This window comes from Anoxybacillus sp., from assembly GCF_036834105.1.
In the GTDB taxonomy this organism is placed as follows: domain Bacteria; phylum Bacillota; class Bacilli; order Bacillales; family Anoxybacillaceae; genus Anoxybacillus.
This window is the reverse complement of record NZ_DAITON010000013.1, coordinates 1-18,664: the sequence shown is the minus strand read 5'-3', so window position 1 is coordinate 18,664 and position 18,664 is coordinate 1. Positions and strand designations below refer to the sequence as shown.

Sequence of the window (18,664 nt, the reverse complement as noted above, 5' to 3'; positions counted from 1 at the left end):
GAGGGAACGCTATGCATCGCGGAAAAGGAATGAAATTTGTCGGCGACTCGCGCGTATCTGCTGTGCGCAAGCCGAACATTCCGAAAGACTATTCCGAATATCCGGGGAAAACGGAGGCGTTTTGGCCAAACTTCTTATTAAAAGAATGGATGGTCGGAGCTGTCTTTTTAATCGGATTTTTATGTTTAACCGTTGCGCATCCGTCGCCGCTTGAGCGAATTGCGGATCCGACAGATACAAGCTACATTCCGCTTCCAGACTGGTATTTCTTATTTTTGTACCAGCTATTGAAATACTCGTTTGCATCTGGTCCATATACAGTTGTCGGAGCAATTATTATTCCTGGTCTCGCATTTGGAGCGTTATTACTTGCGCCGTTTTTAGATCGCGGTCCGGAGCGTCGTCCATCGAAGCGTCCAGTTGCTGTCGGTATGATGTTGCTTACGTTAGCTGCAATCATTTTCTTAACATGGGAATCTGTCGTCACACACGATTGGGAGGCAGCTGCTGAGCAAGGAAAAATTCGCGCGGAAGTAGAAATTGACAAAAATGCAGAAGGATATAAAATTTTAGAAGCAAACACATGTTTAACATGCCACGGTGAAAATTTACAAGGCGGTCCAGCTGCACCGTCGCTTGTCGGCACAGGTTTGTCCGCTGAAGAAATTGCTAACATTGCGAAAAATGGTCAAGGCGGCATGCCAGGCGGCATTTTCAAAGGAACAGATGAGGAGTTACAAAAACTTGCAGAGTTCGTCGCAGGTTTAAAAGCAGAATAATTTATGGAAGCTGACTGAACATCAGTCAGCTTTTTTGTACATGTGGGAGGTAACATCATGCTATACATACGTGGATGGTTGATGCATCGCTCGTTTCTTACACTACTGCTCATTGTCAATATCATCGGTACGATTTACGGGTATATATGGTATGGACCGCAACTAGCGGAAACGCCAACGATTTTTCTTCCGTTTGTCCCTGATAGTCCAACAGCAAGCTTATTTTTTGTTTTTGTTTTAATGGCATGGCTTCGTCATACACATTGGCCGCTGATGGAAGCGTTAGCGGTTGTTACGCTCGTCAAATACGGCATTTGGGCTGTTGTGATGAATATGCTTGTATTTGTTATCACAGGGCAGCTCGGTTGGGCAGGATGGATGCTCGTTGTATCCCACGGAGCGATGGCCGTGCAAGCATTATTGTATGCCCCGCATTACCGCATGTCTTTTATTCACGTTGTCATTGCTGCGATTTGGACGTTACATAACGATGTCATTGATTACGTGTTTGGCATGATGCCGCAATATCGGATGTTATCGCAATATACGCTACAAATTGGGTATTTTACGTTTTGGTTAAGCATCTTTTCGATAGCTATTGCGTACATTTTTTCGCGTCGACGATAAATCGTGGTCTATGTCTCTTTTTGCGGTCATATATTCAATAGTAAGATCGTAAGGAGGGACAAGGAGATGCGCATTCGACTCGTCATGATGTTTATCATCATTTACTTATTTCCGTATGCAGCATATGCAACAGGGCATGAATGGGACAAACTTGATCAAATTTCTGATGAAGCGCTTCAGTTAACAAAAAATGCCCGCTTACAAGAAGCGAAGCAACTGTTGGAATATTTCGAACAACAATTTACGTTATTTCGTGAAGACATTCATTCGATGGATGTCATATATGTGTTAACAGCTACGCATGAAGAAGCATTAAAAGCGGTAAGTGCATCGAGTGTGCCGATGGAACAACGGGTCAACCAGCTGACGCAATTTCGTCTCGCGGTCGATGCAGTTCAGGCGAAACATCAACCGCTTTGGAAAGAAATGAAGTTCGCTGTCATGTCCGCGTTCGAAAAAATGAAACAAGCGATGGAACAAGAAGACGAGCAATCGTTTCAACAAGCTTTCCATCAGTTTTTACAGCGATATCAACTCATTGAACCGAGCGTAAAAATTAACGCGGATCGCGAACAAGTGCAGCGTGTATCTGCTCACATTTCTCTTTTGGAAGCGCCTGCTTTTCGGCAATTGCATGCAACGGAGCGAATGAAAGAGTTGCGTCAAATGGAAGAAGACTTACAAGCATTATTTGCTGATGGAAAAAGAGAGACAGCGCTTCCGTCGCTCTGGTGGGTGATGACGTCAATTGGTGGAATGATTATTATGACGTTAACGTACGTTGGTTGGCGGAAATACCGCGGAGAAAAGGAAAGAAAAATGGTACGAGATAAACAATAAAAGCGTCCAGCATCGGACGCTTTTATTCATGCAGCGGCTGTTTATTTTCATCGAGCGTAAACCCTTCACCATGCACATCATGCACATCGCTAATCGCAACGAATGCATATGGATCGACGGACGTAATAATCGATTTTAAACGGGATAATTCGTTTTTCGCAACAACGCAATATAACACATCCCGTTCCCGCTTTGTATATGAGCCAATTCCCTTTAAAATGGTTACTCCTCGCTCCATCTCTGTCATAATTTTTTCCGAAATTAAATCGCTTTTTTCGGAAATAATCGTTGCTCCTTTTGCCGCGTACGCTCCTTCTTGCAAAAAGTCGATGACGCGCGCACCGACAAATACCGCAACAAGCGTATACATTCCTTCGCGATATGGCAAATATGTGAGCAAAGAAAGGAAAATGACGCACGAGTCAAAGAGAAACATCGTTTTTCCCATGCTGACACCTTTATATTTGTAGACGAGGCGGGCAATAATGTCGACACCACCTGTTGTTCCTCCATATCGAAAAATAATACCGAGGCCTACTCCGATAAAAACCCCCGCAAATAACGCAGCTAACGTCAAGTCATTGTTGAGTGGAATATGAAACCCGTATCGTTGAAAAACCCAAAGGAATACAGATAAACTAACGGTTCCGAGAATGGTATAAAAGAACGTCGTACGTCCAAGCAATTTCCATCCAATAAAAAAGAGAGGGACGTTCAATATCAAGTTGGAAATAGAAGGATCAATGCCAAACATAAAGTACAAAAGAAGGGTGATGCCTGTGAACCCACCTTCTGCTAATTTATTTTCCATATTAAAATGGACGAGTCCGAATGCAAAAATAGCCGAACCTAGCAAAATGAATGCAACGTTTTTTAGCTTCATGATCTTCACCTCTTAAGTATGACTGCGTTTTTTATTATAGAGGAATGTCATGATGTCCGTCAAAAACATTTGTCAAATGTCCCACTTTTAGCTAACATGAATGTAAGAGGTGAAAGTAATGGAGAAAACGATGCGCCAAATGCAACAAGAAGTCGACGCGTATATTGGACAGTTTAAAGAAGGGTATTTTAGCCCATTGGCGATGCTTGCTCGTTTAACGGAAGAATTAGGTGAATTAGCTCGTGAAGTAAACCATTATTACGGAGAGAAGCCGAAAAAGAAAACGGAACAAGAAAAAACGATTCAAGAAGAACTAGGAGATGTATTGTTTGTTCTTATATGTATGGCCAATTCGTTACATATCGATTTACAAGAAGCGCATGATGCGGTCATGCACAAATTTCAAACGCGAGATCGCGATCGTTGGACAAGAAAGGAAGAGGAACAATGATTCGAGTTGTTATCGCTGGACCACGTGGACGAATGGGACGCGAAGCTGTCTCTCTCGTTCATCGTACAGAACATTTTAGCCTCGTCGCCGTCGTCGACCGAGTGAATGAAGGAAAAACGTTAGCTGAACTGGACGTTTTTCCTGCCATCGACACCCCAATTTTTACTGATTTAGAACGATGTTTGCAAACAGTGCAAGCGGATGTGCTAATTGATTTAACGACGCCGGAAGTCGGAAAACGTCACGCGGAAGTCGCATTGCGCTACGGTGTTCGCCCTGTTGTTGGCACGACAGGATTTACAGACGACGATTTAGCTCGTTTAACACAAATAGCTGAAGAGAAAAAAATAGGTGCGATCATTGCTCCAAACTTTGCCATAGGTGCGATTTTAATGATGAAATTTGCACAAATGGCGGCAAAATATTTTCCACATGCAGAAATCATTGAGCTTCACCACGATCAAAAGCTTGATGCCCCATCAGGTACAGCATTAAAAACGGCTCAGCTTATTCAACAAGTCCGTTCTTCATTCATGCAAGGGCATCCAGCTGAAAAAGAGACGATCGAAGGTGCTCGCGGTGCGCTATATGATGGCATGCGTATTCATAGCGTTCGCTTGCCGGGGCTTGTGGCGCATCAAGAAGTCATTTTTGGCGGCGATGGACAAACGTTGACAATTCGTCACGATTCGTTTAACCGCGCATCGTTCATGTCGGGCGTTCGCTTTTCTGTTGAAACAGTAATGAAACTAGAAACGCTCGTATATGGATTAGAGCATTTAATTGAATAAGGAGGCGTTGCTGATGAAAATAGCGTTAATTGCGCACGACAAGAAAAAAGAAGAGATGATCCAGTTTGTAACTGCCTATCAACACGTTTTGGCTGTTCACGAGTTATATGCGACTGGAACGACGGGATTGCGTATTCAAGAGGCAACAGGGCTTTCGGTTCACCGCTTTCAATCCGGTCCACTCGGTGGTGACCAACAAATAGGAGCGATGATTGCGAATAACGACATGGATATGGTTATTTTTTTCCGCGACCCACTGACAGCGCAACCGCATGAACCAGATGTCAGCGCCCTTATTCGTCTCTGTGATGTCTATGCCATTCCGTTAGCGACAAATATGGGAACGGCTGAGGTGCTTATACACGGTTTAGAGCGTGGCGATTTTGCGTGGCGAAATATTGTGAAGCGAGGAAATGCATAATGCATATGTTAGCGTTTGGGGCTCATCCCGATGATGTGGAAATCGGAATGGGTGGAACAATTGCGAAATACGCTCAACAAGGGTATGACATCGGGATATGCGATTTGACGCTTGCGGAATTATCGTCGAACGGAACGATACATACTCGTCAACAAGAAGCGAAACGAGCAGCTGATATTCTTGGCGTTCGTACGCGCATCCAGCTAAAACTTCCTGATCGTGGACTAGTGATTCAAAAGGATCATATCGACCCCATTGTGACAGTTATTCGTACGTACCGGCCAAAAATTGTGTTTGCCCCATATTGGGAAGATCGTCATCCAGATCACGGACAATGCGCGAGGTTGGTGGAAGAAGCGTTGTTTTCTGCCGCTATTCGCCGATATGAAGATGGCCGAAAGCTACCTCCGCATCGCGTGCATGCTGTTTATTTTTATATGATTAACGGATTTCATCGCCCACACTTCGTCATAGATATTAGCGATACGATCGATAAAAAATTAGCGAGTTTGCGTGCATACGAAAGCCAGTTTCAACGAATGAGCGATTCGGTTGACACACCGTTGACGAACGGCTATATTGAAACCGTTGAAAGCCGTGAGCGATTGCTCGGAAAAGAAGTCGGGGTATCGTTTGCGGAAGGATTTATTTCGAAAAAACCACTTATACTTGCACACGATTTGTTAGGGGAAGAACGATGAAGCTGAAAATAGGAATTGTTTGCTATCCGTCGGTCGGCGGCTCAGGAGTCGTTGCGACGGAATTAGGAAAAATGCTTGCCGAACGCGGACATGATATACACTTTATTTCATCGAGCATTCCGTTCCGACTGAATAAAGTGTATCCAAACATTTATTATCATGAGGTAACGGTAAACCCGTATTCGGTATTTCAATACCCGCCGTATGATTTGGCATTAGCTAGTAAAATTGCAGAAGTCGCTAAGCGTGAACATCTTGACATCATTCATGCACATTACGCTGTTCCGCATGCTCTTTGTGCCTTTTTAGCAAAGCAAATGGTCGGTGAACATTTGAAAATTGTGACGACATTACATGGTACAGACATTACTGTTCTTGGATACGATCCGTCATTAAGCGACTTGATTAAATTTGGCATTGAACAGTCAGATGTCGTCACAGCCGTGTCAAACGCATTAGCAGCGCAGACGTATGAGCTACTAGACGTGCAAAAGACCATTCAAACGGTGTATAACTTTGTTGATGAACGCGTATACAGTAAACGACGAAACGATGAGCTTCGTCGCCAATACGGCATCGCTCCGCACGAAAAAGTAGTTATTCACGTGTCGAATTTTCGTAAAGTAAAGCGGGTATGCGATGTCGTTCGCACGTTTGCTCTCGTTGTCAAACAAGTGCGTGCAAAATTACTTCTCGTTGGTGATGGACCGAAGATGACGGTTGTCTGTCGTCTAGTGAAACAACTCAATTTATGCGATCATGTGCGCTTTTTAGGCAAGCAAGAAAACTTGGCGGACTTATATTCGATTAGCGATGTAAAATTGTTGCTATCAGAAAAAGAAAGTTTTGGACTCGTCTTACTTGAAGCGATGGCTTGTGGCGTGCCTTGTGTAGGAACGGCGATCGGCGGTATTCCTGAAGTCATTGAAGATGGAAAAAACGGCTTTTTATGCGAACTAGGTGATGTAGAAGGTGCAGCGCGTCAAGTCGTTCGTTTATTGACGGATGAAAGTGTTCGCGAAGCGATGGGACACAAGGCGTATGAGACGGTGTATGAAAAATTTTATTCTGAGCGAATTGTGGCACAATATGAACAAATTTATTTTCAACTTAAAGGGGATGAATGATGAACGAACAATTTCGCCAGGCGCTCCCCGTTATCGAAACATTAAAACGTCACGGACATGAAGCGTATTTTGTCGGTGGGGCGGTGCGTGACTATTTATTAAAGCGGCCGATCGGAGATATTGATATTGCCACGTCAGCTCATCCGCATGAAGTTATGTCCATCTTTCCAAAAACAGTTCCTGTCGGCATTGCGCACGGAACGGTCATGGTCATTGAACGCGGTGTGTCGTATGAGGTGACGACTTTTCGAAAAGAAGGGCGGTACGAAGACTATCGAAGGCCGAAAGACGTCACGTTTGTCCGTTCTCTTTATGAAGACTTACAGCGGCGTGATTTTACAATCAACGCTATCGCCATGAATGAACATGGTGACATGATCGATCCGTTCGGTGGAATGGAGGCGTTAAACGATCGTATTATTGAAACGGTTGGCGATGCTCGCGAACGATTTAGCGAAGATGCTTTACGCATGATGCGAGCGCTCCGATTCGTTAGCCAGCTCGGATTTTCTTTATCCGCCGAAACAAAACAGGCGATCGTGCAGTACGGCCATTTATTGCAACATATCGCTGTTGAACGCATCGCAGTTGAGTTTGAAAAACTGTTGCTCGGTTCATTTGTGTCAAAGGCGATAGAGCTTCTAGTCGAAACGAATTTGTTTTCTTACTTGCCAGAGCTTGCGACAAAAAAGAAGGAGCTTGCTCAACTAGCCGCATATTCGCTCGTCCCCGTCCATCGTATCGAGGCGTGGGCGCGATTTGCATACGTCGCTCGTCTCGATAGCCAAGGATTGAAAAAATGGAAATTATCCAATCATCTCATTCGTGATGTTTCGATTTGTTTAGAAGCGCTTGAACGTATTCATTCGCTTCATGACTGGACAACGGATGCTTTGTATGAGTACGGGCGATACATTCCACATATCGAGCGTCTACGCGCGGTGCTTCACGGTGGTGAGCCGCACGTGCAGCATTTGTTGAAACGATGGGAAGCATTGCCGATTCGCGAGCGAAAGCAATTAGCAATTAACGGTCACGATTTGCTTGCTTTATTTGAGCGGAAAGCAGGTCCATGGTTAGCAGAAATGATCGGGAAAATAGAGCGTGCCGTGCTTCATGGCGAAGTGGAAAACGAGAAGGAGGAGCTAAAGGAGTGGGCGGTGTGCAATCTGAAACGAGAAAACAACTGTTAAAATTATTTACAGAAGCAGGCGATACGTTTTTGTCTGGGCAAAAAATTAGCGAGCAACTCGGTTGTTCTCGAACAGCGGTTTGGAAACATATCGAGGATTTAAGAAAAGAAGGATTTGAAGTGGAAGCTGTTCGCCGGCTCGGTTACCGTCTGAAACAAATGCCCGACAAGCTCAATGCAAATGAATTGCAACTAGGCTTGAAGACGAAGCGATTCGGTTGGAGCGTGTACGATCAAGAAAGCGTTCCGTCTACGCAACAACTTGCGCATCAACTTGCCTATGAGGGAGCGGAAGAAGGAACGATTGTCATCGCGGAAGAGCAAACGGCGGGGAGAGGACGTTTAAACCGAATATGGTATTCACCGAAAGGGACAGGCATTTGGATGAGCGTCATTTTACGTCCATCTATTCCGCCGCAACAAGCCCCTCAGTTGACGCTTCTAGTTGCTGTTGCGGTCGCTCAAGCTATTCAAGAGGTGACAAATATCGTCCCAGACATTAAATGGCCGAACGATATATTACTGAATGGGAAAAAAGTTGTTGGCATTTTAACGGAATTGCAAGCTGATCCTGATCAAGTGCGAGCAGTCATCGTCGGCATTGGTATAAACGTAAACCAAAAACAATTTCCAAATGATATCGCTTCGCTTGCCACATCGCTGGCGGTCGAAACAGGACGAACGTTTCACCGTCCAAAGATCGTGCAAACATTGTTGCAAAAATTAGAACAGTTATATGAACAATATTTACAGCACGGATTTTTACCGATTAAACTATTATGGGAAGCATATGCGGTAACGATTGGTCAACAAATTGTAGCGCGCACGTTAAACGGTGCTGTTCGTGGCACCGCCCTTGGAATTACAGATTCAGGGACATTGAAATTGCAAACAGAAGATGGAGCGATCCATTATATTTATTCAGCAGACATTGAAATAAAAAAACAGTAGGAAAATTTCGAAATATTTGTTAAAATGAAAGCGATTGAAATTGGGCAGTATCTTTGTAAGAACTGCACCATGTATATTCACACAATTTATCGTTGTTTCTGCCTTGATCCGATTGAACGGACGGGGACAGAGGGATGGAGTGAAACGAAAAGTCCTTCTTTCTCTTTTTGGCAGAAAGAAGGCTTTTTTTATCCATTTCCTCTGCATATGAGAGGAGGATGTATATGAAAACAAAACTGGACTTTTTAAACATGAAAAAAAATAACGAGCCAATCGTCATGTTGACCGCTTATGACTATCCGTCAGCAAAGCTTGCGGAAGCAGCGGGTGTCGATATGATTTTAGTCGGCGACTCGCTCGGCATGGTCGTATTAGGATACGACTCAACCATCCCTGTAACAGTTGAAGACATGATTCATCATACGAAAGCCGTTCGACGTGGTGCACCGAATACGTTTATCGTCACCGATATGCCATTTATGTCGTATAGTACGCTCAATGATGCGCTCACACATGCAAAAGCGATCATGCAACAATCAGGGGCCAATGCCGTAAAAGTAGAAGGGGCAGGTTCCGTATTACAAGTTATTTCTGCTCTAACAGAGGCAGGCGTACCTGTTGTCGCTCACCTTGGATTAACGCCACAATCTGTCGGTGTATTAGGTGGATATAAAGTGCAAGGAAAGGATGTTGAAAGTGCGAAGCGCCTTTTAGAAGAAGCGAAAGCGTGCGAACAAGCAGGGGCAATCGCGCTCGTTTTAGAATGTGTGCCGAAGCAGCTCGGGGAAGCGATTACGAAGCAGTTGACGATTCCAACGCTCGGCATTGGTGCGGGGATTGGCACGGACGGACAAGTGCTTGTTTATCATGATGTGCTCGGATATGGCGTTGGCCGTGTGCCGAAGTTTGTTAAACAATATGCAAACGTTCAGCAAACGATACAACAGGCGTTAGCCGAATACGTTGCCGACGTCAAGACGCGTCAGTTTCCGAGCGATGAACAATCGTTTACAATGAATGAGCAACAATGGCTTGCGCTATATGGAGGGAAATAGGCGTGATTACAATCGAAAAAATTGAGCAAATGCAAGCGCACATAATGGCTGAACGGCAAAAAGGAAAAACGATTGGTTTCGTACCAACGATGGGGTATTTACACGAAGGTCACGTGGCGTTATTAAAACGAGCGCGCGAAGAGAACGATACCGTTGTATTAAGCATTTTCGTCAACCCACTTCAATTTGGACCAAATGAAGATTTTGAGCGTTATCCGCGCGATTTTGAGCGCGATTATGCGATCGCTAAACAAGCGGGTGTTGACATCGTGTTTTATCCATCGGTTCATGAAATGTACCCGCATGAGCCGTCCGTCACGGTTCGTGTTCATGAGCGCATCGACGTGCTTTGCGGAAAATCTCGTCCTGGTCATTTTGATGGGGTGGCAACCGTTGTGACGAAACTATTTCATATTGTCATGCCGCATCGCGCGTATTTTGGAATGAAAGATGCTCAACAAGTGGCGGTCATCGATGGACTCATCCGCGATTTTCATTTTCCGATTGAACTTATTGCTGTTCCGACAGTGCGTGAGGAAGATGGACTTGCGAAAAGCTCGCGCAACGTGTATTTAAGTGACCGTGAGCGACAAGAAGCTTCTGCGTTATATGCTGCTTTACAAAAAGGGAAAGCGACCATTGAGGCAGGGGAACGCGATGTAGAGACGGTACGAAAAGCGATGATTGACTATATTGAGCGACATACGAGCGGCGTCATTGATTATGTTGAAATTTATTCGTATCCAGAACTACAGCCGCTTCAATCGTTACGAGGAAAGATCATTCTTGCGCTTGCTGTGAGGTTTACAAACGCTCGTTTGATTGATAATATCGTTATGAACGTACAATAAGGAGGCAGCATTATGTTTCGTACATTAATGAATGCTAAAATTCATCGTGCTCGCGTGACGGAAGCGAATTTAAACTATGTCGGCAGCATTACGATCGATGAAGATATTTTAGATGCGGTCGGCATGGTGCCAAATGAAAAAGTACAAATTGTAAACAATAACAATGGGGCACGATTTGAAACATATATTATTCCAGGTGAAAGAGGAAGCGGCGTATTTTGTTTAAACGGGGCAGCTGCTCGTCTCGTTCAAAAAGACGATATCATTATCGTCATCTCCTACGTGCTCGTACCAGAAGAAAAATTAGCTTCGCACCGTCCAAAAATTGCAATTATGGACGAGCATAATCGCATTAAAGAGTTGATCGTGCAAGAGCCGGCGGCGACCGTTTTATAACGGGAGCCATGCCGCCTCTTTTTGTTTGTCATTCAACGTGTTGTACTGGGGTGGAAAAAGATGAATGATCGCTTTGTCGTCGTCGATATTGAAACGACAGGGAACGCACCGAAAAAAGAAGATCGCATCATTCAAATCGGTTTTGTCGTCATCGAAGGCGACAAAGTTTGTGAACGCTTTTCAACATTCGTTCAGCCAGAGCGCGATATCCCACCGTTTATTCAACAGTTAACGGGTATTGATCATACGATGGTGAACGACGCTCCTCCATTTCATCATATCGCGCCAATGCTTGTGAACAAATGGGAAGGAGCCTATTTTGTTGCGCATAACGTTCATTTTGACTGGGCTTTTTTACAGGAGGAATTTATTCGTAGCGGAATACAGCCGCCAACGTGTCGTCTTTTAGACACGGTTGAACTAGCTCGCTTTCTTATGCCGACACAACCAAGCTATAAGCTCGGTCATTTAGCTGAAGCGTTGTCGCTAACACATGATCGCCCGCATCAAGCAGATTACGATGCGGAAGCGACTGCTCAACTTTTTTTATTTTTGCTGCGCAAGTTATCTCATTTACCGCTCGTGACGTTAAAACAACTGCGGCGACATAGTCGACCGTTAAAAAGTGAGTTGACCGCTCTTTTTGATCGAGTCATTGCGAAAAAAGAACGGTCGCTTCAAACGGACGAATCCGTTGTTGAATATGAAGGAATTGCTATAAAAAAGTGGCTTTCGCCGAAACGAGACGATCGCCCTGAACATGTTCCGTCTTTTTCACAATGGCTTGCGTCCCGTCCATTTGTTTCGCCGTTTGAATATCGCCAAGGGCAACAACAAATGATGAACGATGTCAACGACGTGTTACAAACTTGTCAACATGCGTTAATTGAAGCGGGAACAGGTATTGGAAAAACGATGGCGTATTTGCTTCCTGCTGCGTTTTATGCTGTTACACATAGGAAACCGATTGTCGTTAGCACATATACATTACAGTTGCAAAAACAAATCATTGAAAAAGAATTGCCACGTGTCGCGCAACTCGTACCCTTCTCACTTACAGCCGCTGTTTTGAAAGGGAAGCGCAACTATATGAGCGTGCGAAAATTTGCCCGTACGTTAAAACACGTAGACACAAACTATGATATCGCCCTAACAAAATGTCAGCTGCTCGTTTGGCTGACAGAAACAGAAACAGGAGATGTAGACGAACTGAACTTGACGGCGGGAGGTGCGCTATTTTGGGAAGATGTGCATAGCGATGAAACAAACGAGGAGCACGATTTTTTTATACGTGCGAAAGAAAGGGCGAAACACGCTCATCTGATCATTACAAATCATTCATTCGTTATGCATGATTTAACAGCGGACGACACATTTCTCCCCCCATATGAACAGCTTATTATTGATGAGGCTCATCATTTAGAAGATGTCGCAGCCCATTTTTTTGGCAGGCACGTTTCATATGAGTATGTTCGTTTATTGTGGACGCGGATGAACGACACGGCTATCATGCATCAGATGGGTGCACTCCGCTCGCTTTTGGCGGATATGGAGTATGAACTGAATCAACTGTTTCAGTCTCTTCGCCATTATGTGTTGCGTCGACAAAAAGGGGATGGACGCATTCGCTATCGTTTCATTCCTTGGAAAGAATATGGAAGAGAATGGAGCGCGATAATCGAATTGCTTATGCGCATCATGAACGATGTACGGCAATTGGCACAGATGAAAGAAGATGTACCGCGGGAAGATATGAAACCTTTTACGACGTTTATAGATGTGTTATCGACGCTACAACATTTATTAACGAGCGATGACGATCATATTGTTCGTTGGTTAGAAATGGATACAAAGGCTGCCATCAATGCTGTTACAGTCATTTCACAGCCGATCGATTTAGCTCATTTTTTTGCTGATCAATTATTTGCTCGTAAAAGAAGTGTTGTTTTAACTTCTGCTACGTTAACGACGAACAATTGTTTCTCGTTTATCATTGAGCGTCTCGGTCTTCACGATTTTTATCCGTTCACACGTATCATCCCGTCACCATTTTCTTATGAAAAGCAAGCTGTGCTTATGGTACCGAGCGACTTGCCGATGTTTCCGACTGCGACGGTTGAACAGTACGCTGAGCGAGCCGCTCAACAAATTATTCGCATCGCTGAGCATATAAGAGGGCGTGTGCTCGTATTGTTTACGTCGTATGAGTTATTGAAACAAACGTACACGTTCGCTAAACAGTTAAATAATGAACAGTCATTTTTATTACTTGCCCAAGGGGTAAGCGGAAGCAATGCGGCGAAGTTGACGCGACATTTTCAACAGTTTGAGCAAGCTGTACTATTCGGTACGAGCAGCTTTTGGGAGGGAGTGGACTTTCCAGGGGATGAAGTGACGTGCGTTGTCATCGTTCGCTTGCCGTTTGCTCCACCAGACGATCCGCTGGTAGCTGCAAAAAGCGATTTCATCCGTGCAAAAGGGGGCAACCCGTTTTACGACTTATCGTTGCCACAAGCTATTTTGCGCTTTAAGCAGGGGGTTGGACGACTCATTCGCACAAAAGAAGATCGGGGGATCGTTTTCGTTTTAGACCAACGTTTATTCACTGCATCATACAGCAAATACTTTTTACAATCGTTGCCGCCCATTCGTATATATCATGCTCCACTTGCGGAACTTTTACAACATGTCGATGAGTGGCTATAATTTTCCCTTCATCAGTAAAAGATAAGAGATGTAGAAGAAGGGAGTGGACGGCTTGCAATGGGTGTTATTTTTTATGCTCGTCAATAGTTTAATGCACCCCTCACCTGAAGAGCACATTCAAAAAATTGATATGATGCTTGAAGGAGAAGAAATGGCGATTATTTTTTTGCCGTTGAGTGATGGGGAAGCGACATTGTTTAAACATGCGAGCGGAAAGACAGTGTTACTGAATACAGGTGCGCCACATACAGAACGCGAATTAAAAAGATGGTTTGAACAATTCCATATTACAGAAATTGATGAACTCATTTTAACGAGCGATGATCGAGAATATACTGGAAATGTAGACTGGATCATGAAAACATATGAGCCGACAGTTGTTGACGATTGGAAAGAAAACAAAACGTATGAACCATTTCCACATTTTCGAATGATTCCGCTCCACACTGCTCATGGGGATGTAACGATGTCGCTGCAATACGGACGACTTCGCCTTTTGTATATGGCACATGCTGATGACGATGTGGAACAAAAGCTTATGAAATTGTCGCTCAGTGACGTAAACATATTGAAAATTGCTCATTTTGGCTTAGTTGACTATCCACGTACGTCTTTTTTAAAACATGTTGATCCGCAAGTGGCAATCATTTTTAAAAAGCATGGGAGTTGGCCGAATGAGCGGTTGCTTGAACGGTTGTATGCAGCTTGGATCGATTGTTATGAAACAAGTCGTTTCGGTGTGATCGTAGTCAAATGTAATTTGAAGGAATATGACGTAATGACGTTTTAAAAAAAGGGCCAACGTTCGGCCCGTGGTGTGTACGATAGGAATTTTTTTAATTCAAATTGACCAATGTAGGAAACCGTTGCTACAATGAAGATGTTTATACACCTCGGAAGGTGTGTAATTGTATTGTTTCCGTCGAGAAGAGACGATATAAGTAACAAAATTTGTGCACATGGAGGATCGGGTCGTGGAAAGTAAAATCGAAGTATTAGCAACTGTCAAAGTTCAATACTCATCAGATTTATACAAAATTGTCGATTGTTTAAATCGAACGTTAAAAGAAAAAGACTTGATGTTCGGGTTGGCGCTTGATGAAGAAAACAAAGAAAAGGCTGTGTTTACGATTTATCGAACGTAAGAAGGGATGAGGGTGAAAAAGGGAATCATTGCTTTTGCGTGCATGTTGTTTGTCGCGCTGTTGTTATATGCGAACGCCTATAGCGATGCGATGTCGTCGCAACGGGCGAGCGAACAACGCGCCGTACAACAAGCTGAGAAAGAAGGGATTGTTCAAGTAGATGACGTATATACGTATCGAGGAAGCGATGTGTATGTCATCGTCATCGGGAAAAATGAACAAGGCGAGCAACGGATTGTATGGGTGACGGAAAAAGGGAAAGTCGTTGCGACACGACGTATCTCAGAAGGGATAACGAGACAGCAAGCATTATCTTTCGTACAATCGTACCGTCCAAAAACGATTGTTTCAGTAAAATTAGGTATGGAAAAAGGTGTCCCGCTTTGGGAAATTACATATATTGACGAGCGAGATCGTTATTCGTTTTATTACGTTCGCTTTGAAGACGGGGCATTTTTGAAAAGATATCACTTTGCGAGGGGGAAGGATGTATGAAATTAGCGAAGCGTGTGGCAGCGTTGACGCCATCATCAACGCTAGCTATTACGGCAAAAGCGAAAGAATTAAAAGAAGCTGGGCACGATGTTATCGGGCTCGGTGCTGGTGAACCAGATTTCAATACGCCGGAACATATTATGGAAGCAGCTGTAAGGGCGATGCATGATGGACATACAAAATATACACCATCTGGTGGGCTAGCGACGTTGAAACAAGAAATTATAAAGAAATTTCAACGAGATCAGCAATTGGATTATAAACCATCTGAAATCATTGTGTGCGTTGGGGCAAAACACGCGCTTTACACACTATTTCAAGTGATTTTAGATGAAGGCGATGAAGTCATTATTCCAACGCCGTATTGGGTGAGCTATCCAGAACAAGTGAAGCTAGCTGGCGGGGTACCTGTTTATGTGGAAGGACTTGAAGAAAACGAGTTTAAAATTACACCGCAACAATTAGAACAGGCGATGACAGATCGCACAAAAGCGGTCATTATTAACTCGCCAAGCAACCCAACAGGCGTCATTTATACGAAAGAAGAGCTACAAGCGCTCGGTGAAGTATGCTTAGCTCACGATGTGCTTATTGTGTCGGATGAAATTTATGAAAAACTAATATACGGTGGACATGAACACATTTCGATTGCCCAGCTTTCACCTGACCTAAAAAAACAAACGATCATTATTAACGGGGTATCTAAATCGCATTCGATGACAGGATGGCGAATCGGTTATGCGGCAGGGGACGCTGATGTGATTCGTGCGATGACGGATCTCGCCAGCCATAGTACATCGAATCCAACATCTATCGCTCAATATGCAGCAGTTGCAGCATATAGCGGGCCGCAAGAGCCAGTCGAGCAAATGCGTCAAGCGTTTGAAGAACGTTTAAATATCATTTATAATCGTCTAATCCAAATTCCAGGGTTCTCTTGCGTAAAACCACAAGGTGCATTTTATTTGTTCCCGAATGCAAAAGAAGCAGCAACGATGACCGGATACGAAAGTGTCGATGCGTTTGTCGAAGCGCTGCTTGAAGAAGCGAAGGTAGCGCTCGTTCCGGGTTCAGGTTTTGGCGCACCGAATAACGTTCGTTTGTCGTATGCGACATCACTTGATTTACTTCATGAGGCGCTTGATCGTATCGACACGTTTATGAAGGAAAAAACGCGCGGCTAGTCACATCGACTAGCCCTTTCTTTCAAATATGCACGTTTGGATAACAAAAAGGATCATCTTGCGTTTTTTTGTCGAAATGTATTAATATTGATGATGTACATAATAGTTGAACGTCTTTGGAGGGACTTTTTGTGAAAACGACAATTGCAGAAGTACATAAATATGTAGGACAAGAAGTAACGATTGGCGCTTGGCTTGCGAATAAACGGTCAAGCGGGAAAATTGCTTTTTTACAATTGCGTGATGGCACAGGCTTTATTCAAGGAGTTGTGGAAAAAGCGCAAGTGAACGAGGATGTATTTCAGGCGGCAAAAAGCATCACGCAAGAAAGTTCGCTCTATGTCACAGGTGTAGTGCGCGAAGATGAGCGTTCGCCGTTCGGATATGAGCTTTCGGTCACAAACATTGAACTCATTCACATGGCTGTTGATTATCCAATTACACCAAAAGAGCATGGCATTGAGTTTTTAATGGATCATCGCCACTTATGGCTTCGCTCGAAACGTCAACATGCCATTATGAAAATTCGTAACGAAGTCATTCGTGCGACGTATGAATTTTTTAATGAAAACGGCTTCGTGAAAGTTGATCCGCCGATTTTAACGGGAAGTGCACCGGAAGGAACGACGGAATTGTTCCATACGAAATATTTTGATGAAGATGCATACCTTTCTCAAAGCGGACAGCTATATATGGAAGCAGCAGCGATGGCGCTCGGCAAAGTATTTTCATTCGGTCCGACGTTTCGTGCAGAAAAATCAAAAACGCGCCGTCATTTAATTGAGTTTTGGATGATTGAGCCGGAGATGGCGTTTTATCAATTCGAAGATAATTTGCAAGTGCAAGAACAATACGTCTCTCATATTGTGCAGTCCGTATTAAAACGTTGCCAACTAGAGTTGAAAACGCTCGGACGCGATACGTCTAAACTAGAAAATGTAAAACCGCCATTTGCGCGCATTACGTATGATGAAGCGATTCAACTTCTTCATGAAAAAGGGTTTAATGATATTCAATGGGGCGATGACTTTGGTGCACCGCATGAAACAGCCATTGCAGAAAGTTTTGATAAACCAGTATTTATTACGCATTATCCAACGACGTTAAAGCCGTTTTATATGCAGCCAGATCCAAATCGCCCAGAAGTTGTTCTTTGTGCGGATTTAATCGCTCCAGAAGGATATGGCGAAATTATTGGCGGTTCGGAACGTATTCATGACTACGATTTATTGAAACAACGTTTAGAAGAGCATCAACTTTCGCTTGATGCATACAAATGGTATTTAGAGCTTCGCCAATATGGTTCCGTCCCACACTCCGGCTTTGGATTAGGGCTTGAGCGAACCATTGCATGGATTTGCGGCGTTGAACATGTTCGTGAAACGATTCCGTTCCCACGTTTATTAAATCGTTTATATCCATAAACAACAAATCCCCCGTGCCGACATGGGGGATTTGTTTTATGGTATAATAGGGCGTGAGGTGTTTAACATGAACAATGAAATGATTCGTTTTTTTCGTGAAGGAAGTGTCGCGATTCCGCGACTATTATTAACGAACTATAAAACGCTTGGGTTAAATGAAACGGAGTTTATGTTGTTGTTGCACATCCATTCGTTCGTCGAGCAAGGCATTTCATTCCCAACGCCAGATGAAATTGCGGCACGCATGACCATTTCTCCAGAAGTGTGCATGCAACAATTGCGCAAGCTTGTGCAAAAAGGATTTATAACGATTGAAGAGCGCATAGAGAATCATATTCGCAGCGAGCGTTATTCGCTTGATCCGCTCTGGGAAAAACTCATTCGTACCGTTTTTCAAGGGCAAAAGCAAGACGAGCAGCACGAGGAACAGTTATATACCGTTTTCGAGCATGAGTTTGGGCGTCCGCTTTCACCGATGGAATGTGAAACGTTGGCGATGTGGATGGATCAAGATGAGCATGATCCTACGATCATTAAAGCTGCATTGCGTGAAGCCGTGCTATCAGGAAAATTAAATTTTCGTTACATTGATCGTATTTTATTTGAATGGAAAAAGAACGGCATTAAAACGATTGAACAAGCGCA

21 protein-coding genes are annotated in these 18,664 nt (G+C 43.8%); 20 read left to right on the top strand and 1 reads right to left on the bottom strand.

What is annotated here, in order from left to right:
* Positions 1-11 precede the first annotated feature (11 nt).
* The 3 genes from V7Z64_RS02765 (at position 12) to ypjB (ending at position 2,246) form a co-directional block, all read left to right on the top strand.
* Positions 12-779 carry a menaquinol-cytochrome c reductase cytochrome b/c subunit gene (locus tag V7Z64_RS02765; protein WP_003394572.1) on the top strand — a complete coding sequence of 256 codons (768 nt, stop codon included), beginning with the start codon at positions 12-14 and terminating at the stop codon, positions 777-779.
* A 57-nt stretch (positions 780-836) separates the two neighbouring features.
* A complete protein-coding gene (locus V7Z64_RS02760) occupies positions 837-1,406 on the top strand; it encodes a DUF1405 domain-containing protein (RefSeq protein WP_297990741.1) in 570 nt (189 codons plus the stop codon).
* Positions 1,407-1,472: 66 nt separating this feature from the next.
* Positions 1,473-2,246, top strand: a complete 774-nt coding sequence (gene ypjB, locus V7Z64_RS02755) for a sporulation protein YpjB (protein WP_297990740.1) — start codon at positions 1,473-1,475, stop codon at positions 2,244-2,246.
* Between the two features lie 22 nt (positions 2,247-2,268).
* On the opposite strand, the gene V7Z64_RS02750 is transcribed toward ypjB, so the two are convergent.
* The gene (locus V7Z64_RS02750; protein ID WP_003394583.1) at positions 2,269-3,129 is read right to left on the bottom strand and encodes a YitT family protein; all 861 of its coding nucleotides are present in this window, start codon (positions 3,127-3,129) and stop codon (positions 2,269-2,271) included.
* Positions 3,130-3,247: 118 nt separating this feature from the next.
* On the opposite strand from V7Z64_RS02750, the gene V7Z64_RS02745 reads away from it, so the two are divergent.
* From V7Z64_RS02745 to V7Z64_RS02665, 17 genes are all read left to right on the top strand, one after another.
* Entirely contained in the window at positions 3,248-3,580 is a 333-nt protein-coding gene (locus V7Z64_RS02745) for a nucleotide pyrophosphohydrolase (protein WP_297990739.1), read from the top strand.
* Positions 3,577-4,371 (top strand): 4-hydroxy-tetrahydrodipicolinate reductase, encoded by a 795-nt coding sequence (gene dapB, locus V7Z64_RS02740; protein WP_297990738.1) that lies wholly within the window; start codon positions 3,577-3,579, stop codon positions 4,369-4,371. The genes V7Z64_RS02745 and dapB overlap by 4 nt, the downstream gene beginning before the upstream one ends.
* A 13-nt stretch (positions 4,372-4,384) precedes the next feature.
* Positions 4,385-4,792, top strand: coding sequence for a methylglyoxal synthase (gene mgsA / locus V7Z64_RS02735; protein ID WP_297990737.1), 408 nt, complete (start codon positions 4,385-4,387; stop codon positions 4,790-4,792).
* A complete protein-coding gene (gene bshB1, locus V7Z64_RS02730) occupies positions 4,792-5,493 on the top strand; it encodes a bacillithiol biosynthesis deacetylase BshB1 (protein ID WP_297990736.1) in 702 nt (233 codons plus the stop codon). The genes mgsA and bshB1 overlap by 1 nt, the downstream gene beginning before the upstream one ends.
* Positions 5,490-6,620: an N-acetyl-alpha-D-glucosaminyl L-malate synthase BshA gene (bshA, locus tag V7Z64_RS02725; RefSeq protein ID WP_297990735.1), complete on the top strand. Its 1,131-nt coding sequence runs from the start codon at positions 5,490-5,492 to the stop codon at positions 6,618-6,620. The genes bshB1 and bshA overlap by 4 nt, the downstream gene beginning before the upstream one ends.
* Positions 6,620-7,813 carry a CCA tRNA nucleotidyltransferase gene (locus V7Z64_RS02720; protein ID WP_297990734.1) on the top strand — a complete coding sequence of 398 codons (1,194 nt, stop codon included), beginning with the start codon at positions 6,620-6,622 and terminating at the stop codon, positions 7,811-7,813. The genes bshA and V7Z64_RS02720 overlap by 1 nt, the downstream gene beginning before the upstream one ends.
* Positions 7,774-8,763, top strand: a complete 990-nt coding sequence (locus V7Z64_RS02715) for a biotin--[acetyl-CoA-carboxylase] ligase (RefSeq protein WP_297990733.1) — start codon at positions 7,774-7,776, stop codon at positions 8,761-8,763. The genes V7Z64_RS02720 and V7Z64_RS02715 overlap by 40 nt, the downstream gene beginning before the upstream one ends.
* A 224-nt stretch (positions 8,764-8,987) precedes the next feature.
* Positions 8,988-9,818: a 3-methyl-2-oxobutanoate hydroxymethyltransferase gene (gene panB, locus V7Z64_RS02710; RefSeq protein WP_297990732.1), complete on the top strand. Its 831-nt coding sequence runs from the start codon at positions 8,988-8,990 to the stop codon at positions 9,816-9,818.
* A 2-nt stretch (positions 9,819-9,820) separates the two neighbouring features.
* Positions 9,821-10,669 carry a pantoate--beta-alanine ligase gene (panC, locus tag V7Z64_RS02705; protein ID WP_297990730.1) on the top strand — a complete coding sequence of 283 codons (849 nt, stop codon included), beginning with the start codon at positions 9,821-9,823 and terminating at the stop codon, positions 10,667-10,669.
* A gap of 12 nt (positions 10,670-10,681) precedes the next feature.
* The gene (gene panD, locus V7Z64_RS02700) at positions 10,682-11,065 is read left to right on the top strand and encodes an aspartate 1-decarboxylase (RefSeq protein ID WP_003394601.1); all 384 of its coding nucleotides are present in this window, start codon (positions 10,682-10,684) and stop codon (positions 11,063-11,065) included.
* Between the two features lie 60 nt (positions 11,066-11,125).
* Positions 11,126-13,771, top strand: a complete 2,646-nt coding sequence (gene dinG / locus V7Z64_RS02695; protein ID WP_297990729.1) for an ATP-dependent DNA helicase DinG — start codon at positions 11,126-11,128, stop codon at positions 13,769-13,771.
* Positions 13,772-13,814: 43 nt separating this feature from the next.
* Positions 13,815-14,561 carry a ComEC/Rec2 family competence protein gene (locus tag V7Z64_RS02690; protein WP_297990728.1) on the top strand — a complete coding sequence of 249 codons (747 nt, stop codon included), beginning with the start codon at positions 13,815-13,817 and terminating at the stop codon, positions 14,559-14,561.
* Between the two features lie 184 nt (positions 14,562-14,745).
* A complete protein-coding gene (locus tag V7Z64_RS02685; protein ID WP_003394607.1) occupies positions 14,746-14,916 on the top strand; it encodes a YpmA family protein in 171 nt (56 codons plus the stop codon).
* A 6-nt stretch (positions 14,917-14,922) separates the two neighbouring features.
* A complete protein-coding gene (locus V7Z64_RS02680; RefSeq protein ID WP_297990727.1) occupies positions 14,923-15,411 on the top strand; it encodes a cell wall elongation regulator TseB-like domain-containing protein in 489 nt (162 codons plus the stop codon).
* Positions 15,408-16,595 (top strand): pyridoxal phosphate-dependent aminotransferase, encoded by a 1,188-nt coding sequence (locus V7Z64_RS02675; RefSeq protein ID WP_297990726.1) that lies wholly within the window; start codon positions 15,408-15,410, stop codon positions 16,593-16,595. The genes V7Z64_RS02680 and V7Z64_RS02675 overlap by 4 nt, the downstream gene beginning before the upstream one ends.
* Positions 16,596-16,726: 131 nt before the next feature.
* On the top strand, positions 16,727-18,019 hold the full coding sequence (asnS, locus tag V7Z64_RS02670) for an asparagine--tRNA ligase (protein ID WP_297990725.1): 1,293 nt from the start codon (positions 16,727-16,729) through the stop codon (positions 18,017-18,019).
* Between the two features lie 67 nt (positions 18,020-18,086).
* Positions 18,087-18,664: DnaD domain-containing protein (locus V7Z64_RS02665; RefSeq protein ID WP_334109300.1), on the top strand; the 578-nt coding region annotated here is incomplete at its 3' end.

What these genes read in the sequence shown, in the direction of transcription:
- V7Z64_RS02765 (WP_003394572.1), top strand. Translation starts at nt 12, where the DNA reads ATGCATCGCGGAAAAGGAATGAAATTTGTCGGCGACTCGCGCGTATCT.
- V7Z64_RS02760 (WP_297990741.1), top strand. Translation starts at nt 837, where the DNA reads ATGCTATACATACGTGGATGGTTGATGCATCGCTCGTTTCTTACACTA.
- ypjB (WP_297990740.1), top strand. Translation starts at nt 1,473, where the DNA reads ATGCGCATTCGACTCGTCATGATGTTTATCATCATTTACTTATTTCCG.
- V7Z64_RS02750 (WP_003394583.1), bottom strand. Translation starts at nt 3,129, where the DNA reads ATGAAGCTAAAAAACGTTGCATTCATTTTGCTAGGTTCGGCTATTTTT.
- V7Z64_RS02745 (WP_297990739.1), top strand. Translation starts at nt 3,248, where the DNA reads ATGGAGAAAACGATGCGCCAAATGCAACAAGAAGTCGACGCGTATATT.
- dapB (WP_297990738.1), top strand. Translation starts at nt 3,577, where the DNA reads ATGATTCGAGTTGTTATCGCTGGACCACGTGGACGAATGGGACGCGAA.
- mgsA (WP_297990737.1), top strand. Translation starts at nt 4,385, where the DNA reads ATGAAAATAGCGTTAATTGCGCACGACAAGAAAAAAGAAGAGATGATC.
- bshB1 (WP_297990736.1), top strand. Translation starts at nt 4,792, where the DNA reads ATGCATATGTTAGCGTTTGGGGCTCATCCCGATGATGTGGAAATCGGA.
- bshA (WP_297990735.1), top strand. Translation starts at nt 5,490, where the DNA reads ATGAAGCTGAAAATAGGAATTGTTTGCTATCCGTCGGTCGGCGGCTCA.
- V7Z64_RS02720 (WP_297990734.1), top strand. Translation starts at nt 6,620, where the DNA reads ATGAACGAACAATTTCGCCAGGCGCTCCCCGTTATCGAAACATTAAAA.
- panB (WP_297990732.1), top strand. Translation starts at nt 8,988, where the DNA reads ATGAAAACAAAACTGGACTTTTTAAACATGAAAAAAAATAACGAGCCA.
- panD (WP_003394601.1), top strand. Translation starts at nt 10,682, where the DNA reads ATGTTTCGTACATTAATGAATGCTAAAATTCATCGTGCTCGCGTGACG.
- dinG (WP_297990729.1), top strand. Translation starts at nt 11,126, where the DNA reads ATGAATGATCGCTTTGTCGTCGTCGATATTGAAACGACAGGGAACGCA.
- V7Z64_RS02680 (WP_297990727.1), top strand. Translation starts at nt 14,923, where the DNA reads ATGAGGGTGAAAAAGGGAATCATTGCTTTTGCGTGCATGTTGTTTGTC.
- V7Z64_RS02675 (WP_297990726.1), top strand. Translation starts at nt 15,408, where the DNA reads ATGAAATTAGCGAAGCGTGTGGCAGCGTTGACGCCATCATCAACGCTA.